We start from the raw sequence: 17,756 nt of genomic DNA on the forward strand, positions 1-17,756 counted from the left end.
GTTCTTATCTATTGAAATCGTTATTAAATGGTAAATACTAATTAAGATACACTTATGGCGTATCGGGTCGGGGAGACGTGACAATGGAAAATAAGGTCGAGCGCAGTTGGTTTGATGAGGTGATGGTACCTTGCTATAGCCCGATGGAAATGGTGCCGGTCAGGGGGGAAGGCTCCCGGCTTTGGGATCAGGAAGGTAAAGAGTATATCGATTTTGCTGGTGGTATTGCGGTCAGTTGTCTCGGTCACTGTCATCCAGTAATGGTCAATGCCATCACTGAGCAGGCGAAAAAAATCTGGCATGTCAGTAATGTCATGACTAATGAACCAGCATTACGTTTGGCTCGCAAACTGACAGAGCTGACCTTTGCCGATAAAGTTTTTTTTGCTAACTCTGGTGCAGAGGCAAATGAAGCGGCTTTTAAACTGGCTCGCCGGGTAGCGGCTGACCGATTCGGGGCTGAAAAATCAGAAATTATTGCCTTTAAACAAGGGTTTCATGGCCGGACGTTTTTTACGGTAACCGTTGGAGGGCAGAATGCCTACTCGGATGGTTTTGGCCCTAAACCCGGTGAAGTGACGCATCTTGACTACAATGATATTGAAGCATTAAAAGCGCATATTTCCAATAAAACTTGTGCAGTGGTGATGGAACCACTACAGGGCGAGGGGGGGATCGTATCTCCTGTGCCTGATTTTGCTCTGGCAGTGCGGGAATTGTGTGATCAGTATAATGCTTTGCTGATTTTTGACGAAGTACAGACAGGTAATGGCCGGACGGGAAATCTGTATGCCTATGAAGGTCTGGGGGTGACTCCTGATATACTGAGTACGGCCAAATCGCTGGGTGGCGGTTTTCCTATCGGGGCTATGCTGACGACAACCGAATTGGCTGCTCATTTTAAGGTTGGTACGCATGGCTCTACTTACGGTGGTAATCCGTTGGCGTGTGCAGTGGCAGAAGCTGTTCTGGATGAAATCAGTAAACCTGAAACCCTGAATGGTGTTCTGGAAAGAGAAATTATCTTTCGTGAAGGTCTGGCGGAGATCAACAAAAAATACAGTATTTTCAGTGAGATCCGCGGAGAAGGTCTGTTACTTGGTGCTGCGATGAATAAGGCGTGGCAGGGAAGGGCAAAAGATGTACTGACAGCTGCCGGGAAAGAGGGGCTGATGGTGTTGATTGCCGGTGCTAATGTAGTTCGATTTACGCCGTCATTGGTGATTGCTAAAGAAGATATACAAGAAGGACTGGCGAGACTGGATAAAGCGATTGCTTCGATTGTCTGAGGGTATTATACGCTTTGTCGCTCTCTGAACCTTCTGTAACAAGGAGGCGTTGTGATGCTTGTTGTTCGACCTATAGAGAAAACAGATTACCCGGCTCTGCGGGTGTGTGCTGAAGAGTCCGGGCATGGTTTCACTTCTCTTCCTGTTAATGAAGGGCTGCTTATCAGCCGAATCGAACATTCTGTGGAGAGTTTTGCCAGACAGAATATTACTCAACCGGAGGGAGAAAGCTATCTGATGGTGGGGGTGGATTCGGTGACGGGGGAGGTGGCAGGTACCACGGCTCTTGAATCTGCTGTCGGACTGGATCTGCCTTTCTATACCTACCACATCAGCACAATAGTGCACTCTTCTCAGCCTCTGGGAGTCAATAATAAGGTACAGATACTCACTCTTGGTAATAACTATACCGGTTGTACAGAAGTTTGTACTCTGTTTCTGCGACCTTCTTTTCGTGGGGGACTGAATGGCAAACTGATGTCGAAGTGCCGTTTTCTGATGCTGGCGGAACATCCGGAACGTTTTTCTGCGACAGTTTTTGCGGAAATGCGCGGTGTTTCTGACGCGGATGGTAACTCACCATTCTGGCAATGGTTACAGGAACATTTTTTCTCTATTGACTTCACTATGGCAGATTATCTTACCGGGATCGGGAAAAAAGGTTTTATTGCGGATCTGATGCCGAAGCTTCCTATCTACGTTAATTTGCTCAGTCCTGAAGCGCAGGCTGTTATCGGGCAAGTACATGAAAAAACACTTCCTGCACTTAAGCTACTGGAACAGGAGGGATTTGCCTGTCGGAATCACATTGATATCTTTGATGCCGGACCTACGGTTGAATGCGACACTCAGCAGATCAATTCGGTGCGGAACTCATTCCGGGCCAGAGTGAAAGTCAGTGAACACACCAGTTCTCAGGATTATCTGTTATCCAACACCTCATTTGAACACTTCAGAGCGACGGCAGCTAAAGCCGCATATGATCAGGAGAATCAGACCGTTCTGCTTGCTCAGGAAGTGGCAGATGCACTGCAGGTGACCAATGGTGATTCTGTACGTATGCTTGCGCTATAAACAGGAGGCGGTATGAGTCAGTGGATTGCTGGTCAGTGGGTGGAGGGGCAGGGAGAGCCGATGGTTTCTGTCTGTCCGTATGATGATCTTCCCTTATGGCAGGGAGAAAGTGCGACGCCGGATCAGGTTGAACAGGCCGTACAGGCTGCTCGCCATGCCTTTTTACATTGGAAGCTATGTTGTTTTTCTGAGCGGAAAAGGGTTATACAGGCATTTGCTGCTCAGGTAACACGACACAGTGATGTGCTGGCTGAGGTGATAGCAAAAGAGACGGGTAAGCCCTTATGGGAGAGTCGTACTGAAGCTGCTGCGGTAGCGGCCAAAGTGGATATTTCTATTCGTGCTTATCAGGAAAGAAGTGGGGAGAAATGTCGTGAAGCTGATGGAACGCAGATGTGCTTACGCCACCGGCCTCTTGGTGTGATGGCCATATTCGGGCCTTATAATTTCCCTGCTCACTTGCCTAATGGTCATATGGTACCAGCCCTTTTGGCAGGTAATACTGTTGTGTATAAGCCTTCGGAACAGACTCCATATACTGCCGAGTTCATGATGCAATTGTGGGAATCGGCAGGGATGCCAGCAGGGGTGATTAACTTGCTGCAGGGCGGAACACAAACAGGGATTGCTTTGGCGCAGTCCCGGGAGATTGACGGTTTGCTGTTTACCGGTAGTGCATCTACTGGACATCTTCTGCACAGGCAGTTTTCCGGTCAGCCGGAAAAGATGCTGGCGCTGGAGATGGGAGGAAATAATCCGCTGGTGGTATCCGGGCAGTATGGGAAAGTAGATGCTGCTGTCTATACGATTATTCAGTCTGCTTTTTTGAGTGCCGGACAGCGTTGTACCTGTGCTCGTCGTCTGTATGTACCTGAGGGAAAAAATGGCGATAGACTCGTAGCCAGGCTGGTCGAAGTGATTAAAACGATTCGGGTGGATCAGCCATTTTCCGATCCTCAGCCTTTTATGGGATCTCTGATTTCACAGGCTGCCGTTCAGGGTATTTTAGATGCTCAGGCACATTTGATCGCTCTGGGGGGGATTCCTTTGCTTAAAGCACAGCCAGGAAGAGCTGCATTTATTTCTCCCGGGTTGATTGACATTACATCTGTGTTCTCTCCTCCGGATCAGGAGTATTTTGGGCCTTTGCTGCAGATGGTGCGTTATCCGGTAAACGGTGAGTTTTCTGCCATCGAGTCTGCGGTAGAGATGGCAAATAATACTCGGTTTGGGTTATCTGCCGGATTGATTTCTACTGATGATAATGAATGGAATTATTTTCTGCAGCATATTCGTGCTGGTATAGTAAATCGTAATCGTCAGTTGACCGGAGCCAGTAGTGATATGCCGTTTGGAGGACCCGGTGCATCCGGTAATCTCAGACCGAGCGCCTATTATGCAGCAGACTATTGCGCTTACCCTATGGCTTCAATGGAAGGTGATGCCCCGGTACTGCCTGAAATACTGAGTCCGGGGGTACTGTTTTAGTCGTTTTCCATACCTAGATCCAGAGGGGTTTTGCTTGGCTTTCCACCTTCTTCCCGGGTCAGTCTCGGAACCATATAGCCGGAAACCTGGGTCATCATCTCTCGTACGATGGCCTTTGCTTTTGTATCGCTGACATAAAAATGCGCTGCCCCCTGAACCTTATCCAGCACATGCAGGTAATAAGGCTGAACACCGTTATCAAATAGCGCTTCACTAAGTGCTATTTGTGTTTCGGCACTGTCGTTGACTCCTTTTAGCAGTACGCTCTGGTTCAGTAGGGTAACTCCTGCATTTTTCAGCATCTGCAATGCTTGCACCAGTTGCTGATCCATTTCATTTTTATGATTGATATGAGTAACCAGAATCGTCTTTAACCGGGTATACCTAAGTAATTCACACAGATCCGTTGTGATGCGCGACGGGATCACGACTGGAAGACGAGTGTGAATCCGAAGTCTGCGGATGTGTGGGATCTGTTCCAGCCGTTCCGTCAGCCAACGTAATTCATTATCTTTCGCCATCAGAGGATCTCCTCCGGAGAGTATGATTTCATTCAGTTCTGCATGCTGTTCTATATAGTCCAGACTTCGCTGCCAGACGCTTTTTGAGCCTTTATTGTCATTGTACGGAAAGTGACGTCTGAAACAGTAGCGGCAGTTAATTGCACAGCCTCCTTTCAGGATCAGCAGAGCACGGTTATGGTATTTATGCAGCAACCCGGGCAGCTCATTATCTTGTTCTTCAAGCGGATCCACTGAATAGCCGGGATGATATTCCAGCTCATCATTAATGGGCAGAACCTGACGTAATAAAGGATCATGGATGTTGCCTTTTTCCATCCTGCGGATAAAGCTTTGCGGTACGCGTTGAGCAAATAATTTTCTGGCAGCAAAACGACATCCTTCAACGGGGTGAGGCCACTGTTCCTGTGGAATACCGAGTTGAGTGAGTAGCTTCTCCGGATCAGAGATCGCACTTGCCAGCTCATTGAGCCAGTTTTGCTCAACAGAGACGGATTTTCGGGTTATGATAGGCAACATTAAAATTTAGCTCGAATAATAGTAAGAGGAAACAATGGCTACAGTTAGCACTAATGAATTTAAAAGCGGCCTTAAACTAATGCTTGATAATGAGCCGTGCGTTATTCTGGAAAACGAATATGTTAAACCAGGTAAAGGTCAGGCGTTTAACCGCGTAAAAATTCGTAAACTACTTTCTGGTAAAGTGCTAGAGAAAACCTTTAAGTCTGGTGACACATGTGAAGTTGCAGACGTAATGGATATCGACCTAGATTACCTGTATTCAGACGGCGAATTCTATCACTTTATGAATGCAGAAACATTCGAACAGATTGCAGCAGATGCAAAAGCGGTAGGTGATAACGCTAAGTGGCTGGTAGAAAACAACACTTGTATGCTGACACTGTGGAATGGTAATCCTATCACAGTGACTCCGCCAAACTTTGTTGAGTTAGAAGTTACTGAAACGGATCCGGGTCTGAAAGGCGATACGCAGGGCACGGGCGGCAAGCCAGCGACACTGTCTACCGGTGCTGTTGTGCGTGTTCCTCTGTTCATCCAGATAGGTGAAATTATTAAAGTTGATACCCGTTCAGCGGAATATGTAAGCCGCGTGAAGTAATTTTCAGGTCGTTTATCACGAAAAAAACCGAAAGAGAGGGATTCTTTCGGTTTTTTATGGCTACTGTTTATGATATTGCCAGCTTAAATCATAAAAATAAACACCACTGCCAGCAGAGAAATAAATGCTGCCGTAAAGTAGCAGGCAATTTTGCCTACGATTCCAGTGTGAAGTTTTAAATCGTGCATACCGTGATGAACCCGGTGCATTGCATGCCAGATAGGTAGTGCCAGTGTTGCGATCACAAACAGAGCACCGATAATACTGGTTGCGAATTCGGATACCCGCTCATAGTTCATCGCTTCAGCATCAATTACTCCCAGTGGCACCAGAATGCCCAGTACCAAAATTGTTACCGGAGAGATCATCGCAAACCAGCTTCCGCCGGCTCCGAACAGGCCCCACCATACAGGTTCATCTGAACGTTTTGGATTTTTATCAACCACAATAAGCTCCTTCCTATACAATGATGAGAACAATCAGTGAGATAGCGGCAACAGCAGCCCACTGGCTCAGAACGATGATTTTTGAATCGACCACTTTCCCTTTCAGGCGTACCGGCATCACTTGCGGCATCATGCTGAAGAAGGTGTAGGCGTGGAACAGACTTCCGGCCAGAGCAACAATATTGATTGCAATGACTACCGGATGAGCCATAAACGCCAGCCAGCTTTGCCAGGCTTCAGCACCTTTAACCAGAGCACCCAGACCAAAAGTCAGAAACAGGGTAAACAGTATCAGAGGCAGTACGGTTGCTTCCCGTAGCATATACAGGCGGTAGAAACTGTGTTTCTGCCACCAGGTTGCTTTCATCTTACGAACATAAGGTTTACGGTTACTCATCCTTAGTCCTCCTGTGGTTTTAACATGGCAATGACAAAGTCTTTCGAAGACTCCAGCTTACCCTGGTTGACGGCTGCAGCCGGATCAACATGCTTAGGGCAAACTTCAGAACAGAAGCCAACAAATGTACAACCCCATACCCCATTTTCACCGTTAAGCAGTTTCATACGCTCATTTTTCCCGTTATCCCGGCTGTCCAGGTTATAGCGGTGAGCCAGTGTAATGGCTGCAGGGCCAAGGAAGTCGGGATTCAGGCCGAACTGAGGACAGGCTGCATAGCAGAGGCCACAGTTAATACAGGCTGCAAATTGCTGGTATCTTGCCATCTGTTCTGGTGTCTGGTTATTCGGACCATCTTCCGGTTTACGGTCATTACCAAGAATATAAGGTTTCAGTGCTTCCAGACGCTCGATAAATGGCGTCATATCCACGATCAGATCTTTTTCTATCGGGAAGTTAGCCAGAGGTTCGATGGTGATGCCGTCCGGATAATCACGCATAAAGCTTTTACACGCTAGTTTCGGATAGTTATTGACCATCATGCCGCAGGAACCGCAGATAGCCATCCGGCATGACCAGCGGAATGAAAGATTTTTATCCAGATTGTCTTTTATATACATCAGGGCATCCAGCACTGACATGGTGTCATCAAACGGGACTTCGAAGGTTTGCAGATAAGGCTCTGCATCTTTCTCCGGATCGTAACGCATGATTTTTACTTTCTGAATTCTTTGACCTGACATTACTCTTGCTCCTCTGCTGGTTTCGCTTCTGCAGCTTCTTTGGCAGCGGCTTCTTCAGCGGCAGCACCGTACAGACGGGCTTTGGGCTGAGATTTAGTGATAGTGACATCACGGTAGTCAATGGTTGGTGCTGCATCCGGATTGTAGAAAGCCAGTGAGTGCCTCAGGAAATTCACATCATCACGTTCGGTACAGCCCTCATCCAGACGCTGGTGAGCACCGCGGGATTCCTTACGCATCATGGCTGAGTGAGCCATTGCTTCCGCGACTTCCAGTCCATAGCCTACCTCTATGGCGTACAGTAGGTCAGTATTGAAAACTTTCCCTTTGTCTTTAATGCTGATTTTCTTATAGCGATCTTTTAGCTCTGCAAGTTTATTTATGGTTTCCTGCATGCTATTTTCTTCACGGTAGATGCCACAGCCCGATTCCATGGAATGACCCATCTCGGTACGGATATCCGCCCAGTTTTCATCGCCTTCCTGTTCAAGAAGAGCCTGAATTCGTGCTTCTGCGGCTTCTACCTGTTCAGCAATCGCAGTATCATTCCAGCCCCCGAATTCTGCAGCCCGTTTGGCAGCACCTTCACCGGTTTGACGCCCAAACACCACCAGTTCGGCCAGAGAGTTTGAACCCAGACGGTTTGCGCCATGCAGCCCTACAGAGGAACATTCGCCTACAGCAAAAAGCCCTTTAATACAGGTTTCGTTGTACCGATCGGTTTCTATTCCTCCCATGGTGTAGTGTGCTGTCGGGCGGATAGGAATCGGTTGTTTAGCCGGATCAACATTAACGTAAGCCTTGGCCAGTTCACAAATAAACGGCAGGCGTTCGTTAATGTAATCCTCCCCTAGATGGCGAAGATCCAGATGAACGACATCACCCAGAGGGTGTTTGATGGTATTGCCTTTCTGTTGTTCATGCCAGAATGCCTGAGAGACTTTATCGCGCGGCCCCAGTTCCATATATTTATTTTTGGGCTGGCCGATAGGTGTTTCCGGCCCCATACCGTAGTCCTGCAGGTAGCGGTAGCCGTCTTTGTTGACAATAATACCACCTTCACCGCGGCAGCCTTCTGTCATCAGGATACCGGTACCCGGCAGTCCGGTCGGATGATACTGAACAAATTCCATGTCACGCAGAGGAACACCATGACGATAGGCCATTGCCATGCCATCGCCCGTAACAATACCGCCGTTGGTATTGGTGTGATAAACCCGTCCAGCGCCACCAGTTGCCAATACCACAGATTTGGCTTTGATGGTAACCAGTTCACCTTCGGACATATGAATAGCAATTAAGCCTTGAACTTCTCCGTCAACGACCAGAAGGTCAACAACAAAGTATTCATCAAAACGTTTTATTTGCTCGTATTTGAGGGAGGTCTGGAATAAGGTGTGTAGCATATGAAAGCCGGTTTTGTCGGCAGCAAACCATGTTCGTTCTACTTTCATACCACCAAAACGACGAACATTGACGTCACCATTTTCTTTACGGCTCCAGGGGCATCCCCATTGTTCAAGTTGGGTCATTTCCCTGGTTGCATTTTCAACAAAGTACTCAACAACATCTTGCTCGCATAGCCAATCCCCCCCTCCTACAGTATCGTTGAAGTGGTTATCCAGACTGTCTTCGTCTTTAATAACGGCTGCTGAGCCTCCTTCTGCGGCCACGGTGTGGGAACGCATCGGGTAGACTTTGGAAACCAGAGCTATTTCTAACTCGGGATTAGCTTCAGCCGCAGCGATTGCAGTACGAAGACCGGCACCGCCGGCGCCGATGACTGCGATATCTGTGGTTATCGTCTGCACAGTATCCTCCAGTGTGTAATTGCAAATTCATATGTGATGAAACTACAATCCATCATTCATCCATGATTTGCTTTAAATTGTAATATGTAACTTTAGCTCCTGAAGCTAGTGTATGAGAGCAGGATCGGGAAAAAATTGATGCTGCTAGGCTTTTTCTTCAGAAATATACGGGTAAGCATAGCAAAACTTTATTGTGTGACTAGTATCACCTGAAAGTTTTATAGTGTAATTAATAGTAATCTCAACAATGACTTATATTTATTTATGAATCCAACTGCATGGCAACCATCTGCAACTGTTGAGCGGTTGCAACAACGCGCCGGAATACTGGCATCCATTCGTCATTTTTTTGCTGAAAGAGAAGTTCTGGAGGTCGAGACTCCAGCACTCAGTCATGCAACAGTCACGGATATTCATTTGCATACATTTCATACCCGGTTTATAGGGCCGGATTATGCCAACGGGAAAAAACTGTATCTGATGAGCAGTCCGGAATTTCATATGAAACGTCTGTTGGCTGCCGGAAGCGGTTCTATCTATCAGATAGGTAAGTCTTTCCGTAATGAAGAGAATGGCCGTTATCATAATCCGGAGTTTACTATGCTGGAGTGGTATCGTACGGGCTTTGACCACCATGAACTGATGGATGAAATGGATGAACTGCTGCAAATGACGCTTCACTGTATGCCGGCAGAACGCATGACGTATCAGCAGGCTTTTCTGACAGTACTGAAGGTGTGTCCTTTGCAGGCACCCATGGGGGAGCTGAAACATGCGGCTGCGGAACTTGGCCTGAGTGATATTGCTGATCCTGAGCAGGATAGAGATACCTTGTTACAATTATTGTTCAGTATGGGAGTGGAGCCTATGATTGGTCAGCAGGTGCCGGCTTTTGTCTATGATTTTCCTGCATCTCAGGCCGCGTTAGCCAGAATCAACCGGGATGATTCTCGTGTAGCGGATCGGTTTGAGGTGTACTTTAAAGGTATAGAACTGGCGAACGGATTTCATGAACTGGACAATCCGGATGAACAGTTGGCCCGTTTTGAAACAGATAACCGGCAGCGTGTGGGTATGGGACTGACTCCTCAGCCCATCGATTATCATCTTATTGAAGCATTAAAAGCCGGATTACCTGCGTGTGCCGGTGTCGCTCTGGGCATTGACCGTCTGGTGATGCTGGCGCTGGGCTGTGATCATATTGAGCAGGTCACAGCTTTTGCGTTTCCAAGAGCCTGATATCGGTTATCAGGTAATGATAAGAGCTGCAGTATAAACAATCATCAGTCCGATAACCCCGATAAGTACGCCGGTTTTTGCCATATCTTTACTTTCTATCAGGCCGGTAGAGTAAGCCAGAGAGTTAGGTGGGGTCGATACCGGCAGTATCATTCCCAGTGATGCGGAAAAGGCGACGACAACCAGAAGTCCTTGTATTCCTCCCATGCTGGACAGGCTCTCCATGGATGTTCCAATAGCTGCTGCGATTGGCATTAGCAGGTTGGCTGTTGCTGTATTCGACATAAAGTTAGCCATAATCCAGCACACCAGTGACAGAACGATAACAACCAGAAGAGGGGAGAGGGATTCATAGTCAATTGCGTGAGCCAGAGCCTCCGCGAGCCCGGTTTTATCTAGACCGATACCGATGGCGATACCACCGGCAACCAGCCAGAGAACATCCCAGTTGATTTGTTTAAGTTCCTCTTTACCCATGATACCGGTCAGGGTAAAAACAGCCAGAGGAATGACAGAGACAACGTAGGTGTTCATGCCATGCAATTGAGTTGTCATCCAAAGAAGTATGGTGGCCGCAAAAGTGATGTAAACCACGACAGCACGCCAGCTTTTTTTAAATACACCATCCAGTTTCAGCGTCATGGATGTCTGTGAAGATGGAAACAGTTTCTGCAGCAGAAACCAGGCGATAGTCAGTTGGATAATCACAAATGGTAGTCCCATCATCATCCAGCGAAGAAAGCTGATACTGTTTTCTCCGGTGAGATATTGCAGTGCTATTGCATTTGGCGGAGTACCGATAGGGGTCGCGATCCCCCCTGTATTGGCAGCTATAGGAACACAGAGCACCAGAGCCTTAATGCCTAAATCACCTTTGGGGGCTGACGCAACGATAGGACCGAGCAAAGCGAGCATCATGACAGTGGTTGCTGTGTTAGACATAAACATAGAGAAAGTGGCTGTAATCAGCATTAGTCCCAGCATAATAAAACGCGGCTGTGTTCCGAAAGGGCGCAATAATACTCGAGCCAGATTGTTGTCCAGTTCATACTTGGAGGCTGCAATCGCCAGAGCAAAGCCGCCCATAAACAGAATGATAATGGGTGACGAGAATGCACTGAATATGTCGGTATATTTCATCAAAATACCGAGATCATGTTCTGTCGACGGAGTCCGGAAAAAGAGCAGTCCTTTGTTGGATATCATGACTAGCTCTAAAGCAATAATCAGAATTGAGGTTGCGAAGACAGGAACTGGCTCCAATACCCAAAGCAGAGCTGCCAGCAGGAAAATAGCCAGAAGACGGTGTTGTATTAGGGTCATTCCTTCGATAGGGATAACTTCAATGGGAAGGAAAAGAACAGTAATAGGAATGGTAAAACAGACAAACAACTTGATTAGTGTTCCCGGAGCAATTTTTTTCTTCATACGGAGCAACCCCTGTATCTTCTATATACCAGTACTGTTCAAACATAGCTGATACTTAGCTTAGATTAAGCAGAGTGGGGTTACTAAGATTGAAGTGATGTTTTGTAGGTATGATCGGCTTTTTCGTAAGTGGTTTGTTTTTGGTCAATTTTCATGAGTCAGATGGAATGAAAAAGGTTAAGGAGCCAAACCGTAACCTTCTTCTGACTATATTAGTTCAGGGTCAGTCTGTTTTAGATTTTACATGCGCATATGCGGTTCCCATCCGGGTTGACACTCCGTTCTGCATGCTGTCATCAAATATAACTTTATCTTTAGCAAACAGATTGATCACGGTTGAACCCAGCTTGAAGAGCCCCATTTCCTGTCCTTTTTTTAGTGTGACAGATTTATCCCCTAGTGCTGGATAATCCCAGCGATGAACCGTGTTACCGGTTGGCGGGGTAATGGTTCCTGACCAGATAACGTCGATACTTCCTACAATGGTAGCTCCGACAAGCACCTGAGCCATAGGGCCGTGTTCAGTATCAAAGATACAAACCACACGTTCATTACGAGCAAACAGGTTTGGGACATTTTCTGCTGTTAGAGGATTAACGGAGAACAGGTCACCCGGAATATAGATCATCTGCCGGAGTACGCCATCACATGGCATGTGTACGCGGTGATAGTCGCGCGGAGAAAGATAAATAGTTGCAAAGTTACCATCTTTAAATTCGTTATACAGCGCCGCATCGCCCCCCAGAAGTTCCTGTGCAGAGAAATCGTGGCCTTTAGCCTGGATCAGACGACCATTTTCTATCGGTCCGAACTGACTGACACAGCCATCAGCAGGGTGAGTCAGGACACTTTCTCCTTCGGTAACGGGACGGGCATTTTCTTGTAACTCACGGATGAAAAAATCATTAAACGTTTTAAAATGAGCAGGATCAGAAAACTGTGCTTCATCCATATTTACATGATATTGCTTGATAAACAGGCGGATAATCGCAGTCGTTACACCTCCCAGTTTTGCTGAAGCCAGTTTTCCGACCAGACGAGTCAGGGCATGCTTGGGAATCCAGTACTGGAAGCCTATTTTTATTTTATCAATTACGTTCATATCTCATTTCTTTTATTAATTGCGGCAGGTTAATCGCTGAGTCTGCCAGAAGCGGATGGTACAAAATCCCGGCAGACTTGTCATTGTTATGCTTAAAGATCCGCCTTTTTGTTACGCGAGTATTGTCGGTTTGCTTTATTTTCTGTCATGCTTTCAATGATACGGTGATAGCTATCAAAACGGATCTCACTGATCTCCCCTTTGTTTACGGCTTCCCGCAGCAGGCATCCCGGGTCATCCTGATGTTTGCAGTCTCGGAATTTACAGCCGCCGAGATAAGGACGAAATTCAACAAAGGCTTCTGTTACTTCATCGGGTTCAAGATGCCACAGACCGAATTCACGAATCCCTGGAGAATCGATAAGATCACCGCCGTGAGGAAAATGATATAACCGGGCTGCGGTTGTGGTATGTTGCCCCAGTCCTGATGTTTCAGAAATAGAGCCTTCTTCCGCATTTACGTCTGGTAATAAGGCGTTGACTAGGCTGGATTTTCCTACTCCAGACTGGCCGACAAATACATTGATTTTATCTTTTAGTTCTGTTTCCAGTGCACTGATACCTTCTCTGGATTCTTTACTGACCTGAAGAACCTTATAGCCGATTTTTTCATATTCCTGCAGCCATTCCTGAAACAAGGGGCGCTGGGTAGTATCCAGCAGGTCGATTTTATTTAATACGATCAGCGGCTGAATATGTAACGTTTCCGCTGCAATTAAATAGCGATCAATAATATTGAGTGATAATTCTGGCAAGACGGAAGAAACAATCACCATTTGATCTATATTTGCAGCAACCGGTTTTAGGCCATCATAATAGTCCGGACGGGTAAGAACTGATTTTCTTGGTTCAACGGCTTCAACAACGCCGGATATACCCGCCATGGATTCCAGTCCCGGCCGCCAGAGTACCTGGTCTCCTGAAACCAGCGTTTCTATTCCCCGGCGCAGATTACAGCGATGTATTTCACTTGTTGCACAGTCTTCAATATCGGCATGCTGACCGAAGCGGGTAATGACCAGCCCGGCTTTTGCTGAACCCAGCATATTTTCTTCCCACTGTACGACGGTTTCCTGCTGGAGTTTTTTCTTTTGGTTTCCGCGTACCCGTCGGACCTGACCTTTGCTAAGTTTCTTCTTTTTCGCCACGATATCTTTTTGCCTTGATAGTTGTGAGACTATGGTTATTTGCTGCTATGATACCTTTTTTAAACGCAAAATAGGCAATTCATCTATGTCATTCAGTGATCAAAATTTAATTTGGGTCGATCTTGAGATGACGGGGTTAGACCCTGAAGAACACAAGATCATTGAAATAGCAACAATTGTGACCGATAGTCAGCTCAATATCCTGGCCGAAGGCCCTGTTATCGCGGTTCATCAGTCAGAGGAAGAGCTGCAAAAAATGGATGAATGGTGCACGACCACTCATACTGGAAGCGGGCTTGTCGCCCGGGTCAAAGCCAGTCAGACCGATGAAGAGCAGGCAGTAAAAGAGACAATCAGTTTTCTTGAACAATGGGTGCCGAAAGGTAAGTCCCCAATCTGCGGTAACAGTATTGGTCAGGATCGTCGCTTTTTGTACAAACATATGCCGGAGTTGGAAGAGTATTTCCACTACCGTTATGTCGATGTCAGTACCTTAAAAGAGTTAACCCGTCGTTGGAAACCTGAGGTATTGGATGGATTTCATAAAACTGGCAGTCATTTAGCCTTGGATGATATCCGGGAATCGATCGCTGAGCTGCAGTATTATCGGAAGACAGTATTCTCTATCTGATATGGCTTCACTGCATTTTTCTGAGGAGAAATGATAGTTCTTTCATCAAATAGGTTCTTTTTTCAGCACTTAGTTATAAAAATAAATTTTTTTTGTAGAAAGGCTTGCATCAAAAAAAAATGCTCTTATAATTCGCAGCCCTGAACAGATGAAGACGTTTCAGAATGCGACACTAGCTCAGTTGGTAGAGCGCAACCTTGCCAAGGTTGAGGTCACGAGTTCGAACCTCGTGTGTCGCTCCATTCTCTTTAAGTAGAGAATCACAGTTTTCACTGTACTTAACAGTGACATAATACGGACGCGGGGTGGAGCAGTTTGGTAGCTCGTCGGGCTCATAACCCGAAGGTCGTCGGTTCAAATCCGGCCCCCGCAACCAAATTCAGATTAATTGCAGTAGCAGTTAGTCCATGCGACACTAGCTCAGTTGGTAGAGCGCAACCTTGCCAAGGTTGAGGTCACGAGTTCGAACCTCGTGTGTCGCTCCAGTTAAATTATTGTTACCGTAGTTTACGGTAATAATGCGACACGAGTTCTGTTGTCAGAACGCAACCTTGTTAAGGTTGAGGTCACACTTTTTGTTATAGAAAAGGGAACCTCGTGTGTCGCTCCAGTTAAATAATATTGCCGTAGTTTATGGTGATAATGCGACACTAGCTCAGTTGGTAGAGCGCAACCTTGCCAAGGTTGAGGTCACGAGTTCGAACCTCGTGTGTCGCTCCAGTTAAATAATGTTGCCGTAGCTTACGGTAATAATGCGACACGAGTTCTGTTGTCAGAACACAATCTTGTTAAGGTTGAGGTCACGCTTTTTTGTTATAGGAAAGGGAACCTCGTGTGTTGCATCATTCTCTCTAGGTAGAGAATCACAGTTTCCATCGTACTTAACGGTGACACAATACGGACGCGGGGTGGAGCAGCTTGGTAGCTCGTCGGGCTCATAACCCGAAGGTCGTCGGTTCAAATCCGGCCCCCGCAACCAAATTCTTTCGAAGTAACCGTGTATGCGGTGAAATGGTTTACAGCCACTGCTCTTTATTAATGCCGTGAGGCATTAACCCCAAAAATACTCTTCGTTGCTCACCATTGAGTGAAGTCTATTTTGTAACAATTCAATTTTAGCTGTGTTGTTTCAGCTTCTGTTTTTTCTGATTGTTCTGTATCCTGAACAGTCCGCATTTTGCTTACTTAAAATAAAAGAACTAACAGACTTATCCACATATTGATTTTTGTGGATAACTTGGTTGATAAAATAAAAGTCTTCAAATAGTGAGCTGATTTTGAAAAGATCATTTTCGTAATGATGGTTTTGAAAAATAATACCATTCATCTATCTAGTTGATTACTTTGGCGTTTTTTTATTTTTCTGGTCTATTCATGGATCAATAATAGATCTTTAAGTCACAATTCTTTGATCTTTGTCATTCCATTTGATTGTGTTTAACTTTGTTGGTGTGGTTGAATTTAAGCGACTCCGTTATTGTTTTCCACACAGAGAATTTTGAGAGCAATATCAAAAAACACACATAAAATACGCGCTCGCTTGCATAGTTATTGGCATATTATTCCGTTATGCATCGCGTGGTAGACCTTTCTCTATAATTCTGATCAGACGTTCAGTTCTGATGTTTCCGGATCTCTGTGTATTTTGCTGATGTTCTGCCCACCGAATGTGTTCATCCAGCAATGCACAGTTTCCTTTTCGGTTTGCCAGTGCTGATAGTATGGCAGGAGAGTATGGTGCATTTCCCATTGCGACAGCAATATTCCTCATCCACTGAATATGTCCGATACGACGGATTGGTGAGCCCTCCATTTTTTTGAGGAACTCTTCTTCACTCCATAAAAACAAAGTAACGAGATCCATATTTTCCAGAGCTTTTCTTCGGTGAAAATCAGCCTGTTGAGTAATGTTGGAAAAACGGTTCCATGGACAAACTAACTGGCAGTCATCACAGCCATATATCCGGTTACCTATTGCTTGACGGAGTGTTTCTGGAATGACACCATCATATTCTATGGTCAGATAGGAAATACATTTTCTGGCATCAACGATACCATCGGCCACAATTGCTCCTGTTGGGCAGGAAGTTATGCATGCCCTGCACTGCCCACATTTATTTTGTGCAGGAGTATCGATCGGAAGCGGAATATCAACTAATAATTCACCCAGAAAAAACCAGGATCCGGCTTCCTGATTGAGGATGAGAGAATGTTTTCCGCTCCACCCAAGCCCGGCTTTTTCTGCTAAAGGACGTTCCAGCAAAGGTGCTGAGTCAACAAAAGGGCGGTAACCTAGTTTTCCGACTTCCTGCTCGATCATCTGTCCCAGTTTTTTTAACTGATTGCGAACTAATTTATGGTAGTCGCGTCCAAGGGCATAGCGGCTGATATAAGCTTTGGTCGGATCTTTCAGGTTGCTGGCAAATGCAGCATGTGGAGGAAGATAGTCCATACGAACGCTGATAACACGCATGGTTCCGGGAAGAAGCTCAGCAGGGCGTGCGCGCATCCCGCCGTGACGAGCCATCCAGTCCATTTCTCCGTGGTAGCCGGAATCGAGCCAGCGTTGTAGCTCGGCCTCATGAAGGGAGAGATCGATATCGCAGATCCCTACTTGCTGGAAGCCGAGCTGGGATCCCCAGAGTTTGATCTGTTTTGCCAGAGCCTGATAGTCCATAAAACATGATAGAATGAGTGGTTGAGCCGGAAATTTTAACAGATGAAGCCTTGTCTCTCAAAACCAACCCGGTTTACTATTTGAACTCTTTTAGTTTTGATTGATATCCGGATCGTGTCTGGTGACAGGAGTCAGCTGATCCGGGGATATTTGATGGTCGGTATGTAAAACATGGGCTTTATGAGTACAAAAGAATTCACCCTAAAAAATGAACAAGCTACGGTAGATATGGGTGCAAAGCTGGCATATTTGTGTTCTCAGCAAACCACGATTTATCTGCACGGTGACCTGGGCGCTGGAAAAACCACGTTCAGTCGTGGTTTTGTGCGAGCTTTGGGTCATCAGGGAAATGTTAAAAGCCCGACATATACTTTGGTTGAACCCTATAAACTGGCAGATTGGCAGGTATATCATTTTGATCTGTATCGTCTGGCCGATCCGGAGGAGTTAGAGTTTATGGGAATCCGGGATTATTTTTCACCGGATGCGATTTGTTTGGTGGAGTGGCCGGAAAAGGGAGTCGGTTTGCTGCCGGAAGCGGATTTGGATATTGATATGCGTTATCTGGGGGAGCAGAGAATAGCGCAACTTACAGCCAATAGTCCGTATGGATGCTCTTTGCTTGAACAGTTGGAGTTGTAA

Annotated in this window: 16 protein-coding genes and 5 tRNA genes; 12 read left to right on the forward strand and 9 right to left on the reverse strand. The window is 46.2% G+C overall.

Annotated features, from left to right (window positions below; genetic code table 11):
• Positions 1-77 precede the first annotated feature (77 nt).
• From CSW98_RS15550 to astD, 3 genes are read left to right on the forward strand one after another with little or no spacing between them, the layout of a single operon-like run.
• Positions 78-1,289 carry an aspartate aminotransferase family protein gene (locus tag CSW98_RS15550; protein WP_100801395.1) on the forward strand — a complete coding sequence of 404 codons (1,212 nt, stop codon included), beginning with the start codon at positions 78-80 and terminating at the stop codon, positions 1,287-1,289.
• A 54-nt stretch (positions 1,290-1,343) separates the two neighbouring features.
• Positions 1,344-2,363, forward strand: a complete 1,020-nt coding sequence (astA, locus tag CSW98_RS15555; protein WP_100801396.1) for an arginine N-succinyltransferase — start codon at positions 1,344-1,346, stop codon at positions 2,361-2,363.
• Positions 2,364-2,375: 12 nt separating this feature from the next.
• Positions 2,376-3,851 carry a succinylglutamate-semialdehyde dehydrogenase gene (astD, locus tag CSW98_RS15560; RefSeq protein ID WP_100801397.1) on the forward strand — a complete coding sequence of 492 codons (1,476 nt, stop codon included), beginning with the start codon at positions 2,376-2,378 and terminating at the stop codon, positions 3,849-3,851.
• Here astD and epmB read toward each other — a convergent pair.
• Entirely contained in the window at positions 3,848-4,891 is a 1,044-nt protein-coding gene (epmB, locus tag CSW98_RS15565) for an EF-P beta-lysylation protein EpmB (RefSeq protein ID WP_100801398.1), read from the reverse strand. The two genes, astD and epmB, sit on opposite strands and share 4 nt — an antisense overlap.
• Before the next feature lie 34 nt (positions 4,892-4,925).
• On the opposite strand from epmB, the gene efp reads away from it, so the two are divergent.
• Entirely contained in the window at positions 4,926-5,492 is a 567-nt protein-coding gene (gene efp / locus CSW98_RS15570) for an elongation factor P (protein ID WP_100801399.1), read from the forward strand.
• Between the two features lie 83 nt (positions 5,493-5,575).
• Here the strand turns inward: efp and frdD are convergent, their stop codons facing one another.
• Genes frdD through frdA form a run of 4 tightly spaced genes read right to left on the reverse strand, consistent with a single transcriptional unit; the run spans position 5,576 to position 8,889 of the window.
• Positions 5,576-5,938, reverse strand: coding sequence for a fumarate reductase subunit FrdD (frdD, locus tag CSW98_RS15575; RefSeq protein WP_100801400.1), 363 nt, complete (start codon positions 5,936-5,938; stop codon positions 5,576-5,578).
• 13 nt (positions 5,939-5,951) lie between these two features.
• Positions 5,952-6,335 (reverse strand): fumarate reductase subunit FrdC, encoded by a 384-nt coding sequence (frdC, locus tag CSW98_RS15580; RefSeq protein WP_100801401.1) that lies wholly within the window; start codon positions 6,333-6,335, stop codon positions 5,952-5,954.
• Positions 6,336-6,337: 2 nt separating this feature from the next.
• Complete coding sequence (locus tag CSW98_RS15585; protein ID WP_100801402.1) at positions 6,338-7,078, reverse strand: succinate dehydrogenase/fumarate reductase iron-sulfur subunit; 741 nt, start codon at positions 7,076-7,078, stop codon at positions 6,338-6,340.
• Positions 7,078-8,889, reverse strand: coding sequence for a fumarate reductase (quinol) flavoprotein subunit (gene frdA / locus CSW98_RS15590; protein WP_100801403.1), 1,812 nt, complete (start codon positions 8,887-8,889; stop codon positions 7,078-7,080). Before frdA ends, CSW98_RS15585 begins: the two co-directional genes overlap by 1 nt.
• Positions 8,890-9,153: 264 nt before the next feature.
• Here frdA and epmA point away from each other — a divergent pair, with 264 nt between their 5' ends.
• Positions 9,154-10,128 (forward strand): elongation factor P--(R)-beta-lysine ligase, encoded by a 975-nt coding sequence (gene epmA, locus CSW98_RS15595; protein WP_100801404.1) that lies wholly within the window; start codon positions 9,154-9,156, stop codon positions 10,126-10,128.
• Positions 10,129-10,137: 9 nt separating this feature from the next.
• On the opposite strand, the gene CSW98_RS15600 is transcribed toward epmA, so the two are convergent.
• The 3 genes from CSW98_RS15600 to rsgA form a co-directional block, all read right to left on the reverse strand.
• The gene (locus CSW98_RS15600; protein WP_100801405.1) at positions 10,138-11,556 is read right to left on the reverse strand and encodes an SLC13 family permease; all 1,419 of its coding nucleotides are present in this window, start codon (positions 11,554-11,556) and stop codon (positions 10,138-10,140) included.
• Positions 11,557-11,779: 223 nt separating this feature from the next.
• Entirely contained in the window at positions 11,780-12,649 is an 870-nt protein-coding gene (asd, locus tag CSW98_RS15605; protein ID WP_100801484.1) for an archaetidylserine decarboxylase, read from the reverse strand.
• Positions 12,650-12,750: 101 nt separating this feature from the next.
• Positions 12,751-13,806 carry a small ribosomal subunit biogenesis GTPase RsgA gene (gene rsgA / locus CSW98_RS15610; protein ID WP_100801406.1) on the reverse strand — a complete coding sequence of 352 codons (1,056 nt, stop codon included), beginning with the start codon at positions 13,804-13,806 and terminating at the stop codon, positions 12,751-12,753.
• Between the two features lie 85 nt (positions 13,807-13,891).
• Here rsgA and orn point away from each other — a divergent pair, with 85 nt between their 5' ends.
• The 6 genes from orn (at position 13,892) to CSW98_RS15640 (ending at position 15,416) form a co-directional block, all read left to right on the forward strand.
• The gene (orn, locus tag CSW98_RS15615) at positions 13,892-14,437 is read left to right on the forward strand and encodes an oligoribonuclease (protein ID WP_100801407.1); all 546 of its coding nucleotides are present in this window, start codon (positions 13,892-13,894) and stop codon (positions 14,435-14,437) included.
• A gap of 166 nt (positions 14,438-14,603) precedes the next feature.
• Positions 14,604-14,679: transfer RNA gene (locus tag CSW98_RS15620), tRNA-Gly, on the forward strand.
• Between the two features lie 57 nt (positions 14,680-14,736).
• A tRNA-Met gene (locus CSW98_RS15625) sits at positions 14,737-14,813 on the forward strand.
• 33 nt (positions 14,814-14,846) lie between these two features.
• Positions 14,847-14,922: transfer RNA gene (locus CSW98_RS15630), tRNA-Gly, on the forward strand.
• Between the two features lie 159 nt (positions 14,923-15,081).
• A tRNA-Gly gene (locus CSW98_RS15635) sits at positions 15,082-15,157 on the forward strand.
• A 182-nt stretch (positions 15,158-15,339) separates the two neighbouring features.
• Positions 15,340-15,416, forward strand: a tRNA-Met gene (locus tag CSW98_RS15640).
• A 588-nt stretch (positions 15,417-16,004) separates the two neighbouring features.
• On the opposite strand, the gene queG is transcribed toward CSW98_RS15640, so the two are convergent.
• Entirely contained in the window at positions 16,005-17,114 is a 1,110-nt protein-coding gene (queG, locus tag CSW98_RS15650) for a tRNA epoxyqueuosine(34) reductase QueG (protein WP_100801409.1), read from the reverse strand.
• Between the two features lie 180 nt (positions 17,115-17,294).
• Between queG and tsaE the strand changes: the two genes are divergently transcribed.
• Positions 17,295-17,756, forward strand: a complete 462-nt coding sequence (gene tsaE / locus CSW98_RS15655) for a tRNA (adenosine(37)-N6)-threonylcarbamoyltransferase complex ATPase subunit type 1 TsaE (protein ID WP_100801485.1) — start codon at positions 17,295-17,297, stop codon at positions 17,754-17,756.

This window comes from Vibrio sp. HA2012, from assembly GCF_002812955.1.
Classification (GTDB): domain Bacteria; phylum Pseudomonadota; class Gammaproteobacteria; order Enterobacterales; family Vibrionaceae; genus Vibrio.

Coding starts and splice junctions, on each gene's coding strand:
- epmB (WP_100801398.1), bottom strand. CDS start 4,891: ATGTTGCCTATCATAACCCGAAAATCCGTCTCTGTTGAGCAAAACTGG.
- epmA (WP_100801404.1), top strand. CDS start 9,154: ATGAATCCAACTGCATGGCAACCATCTGCAACTGTTGAGCGGTTGCAA.
- queG (WP_100801409.1), bottom strand. CDS start 17,114: ATGGACTATCAGGCTCTGGCAAAACAGATCAAACTCTGGGGATCCCAG.
- CSW98_RS15600 (WP_100801405.1), bottom strand. CDS start 11,556: ATGAAGAAAAAAATTGCTCCGGGAACACTAATCAAGTTGTTTGTCTGT.
- astD (WP_100801397.1), top strand. CDS start 2,376: ATGAGTCAGTGGATTGCTGGTCAGTGGGTGGAGGGGCAGGGAGAGCCG.
- efp (WP_100801399.1), top strand. CDS start 4,926: ATGGCTACAGTTAGCACTAATGAATTTAAAAGCGGCCTTAAACTAATG.
- tsaE (WP_100801485.1), top strand. CDS start 17,295: ATGAGTACAAAAGAATTCACCCTAAAAAATGAACAAGCTACGGTAGAT.
- frdC (WP_100801401.1), bottom strand. CDS start 6,335: ATGAGTAACCGTAAACCTTATGTTCGTAAGATGAAAGCAACCTGGTGG.
- CSW98_RS15585 (WP_100801402.1), bottom strand. CDS start 7,078: ATGTCAGGTCAAAGAATTCAGAAAGTAAAAATCATGCGTTACGATCCG.
- astA (WP_100801396.1), top strand. CDS start 1,344: ATGCTTGTTGTTCGACCTATAGAGAAAACAGATTACCCGGCTCTGCGG.
- orn (WP_100801407.1), top strand. CDS start 13,892: ATGTCATTCAGTGATCAAAATTTAATTTGGGTCGATCTTGAGATGACG.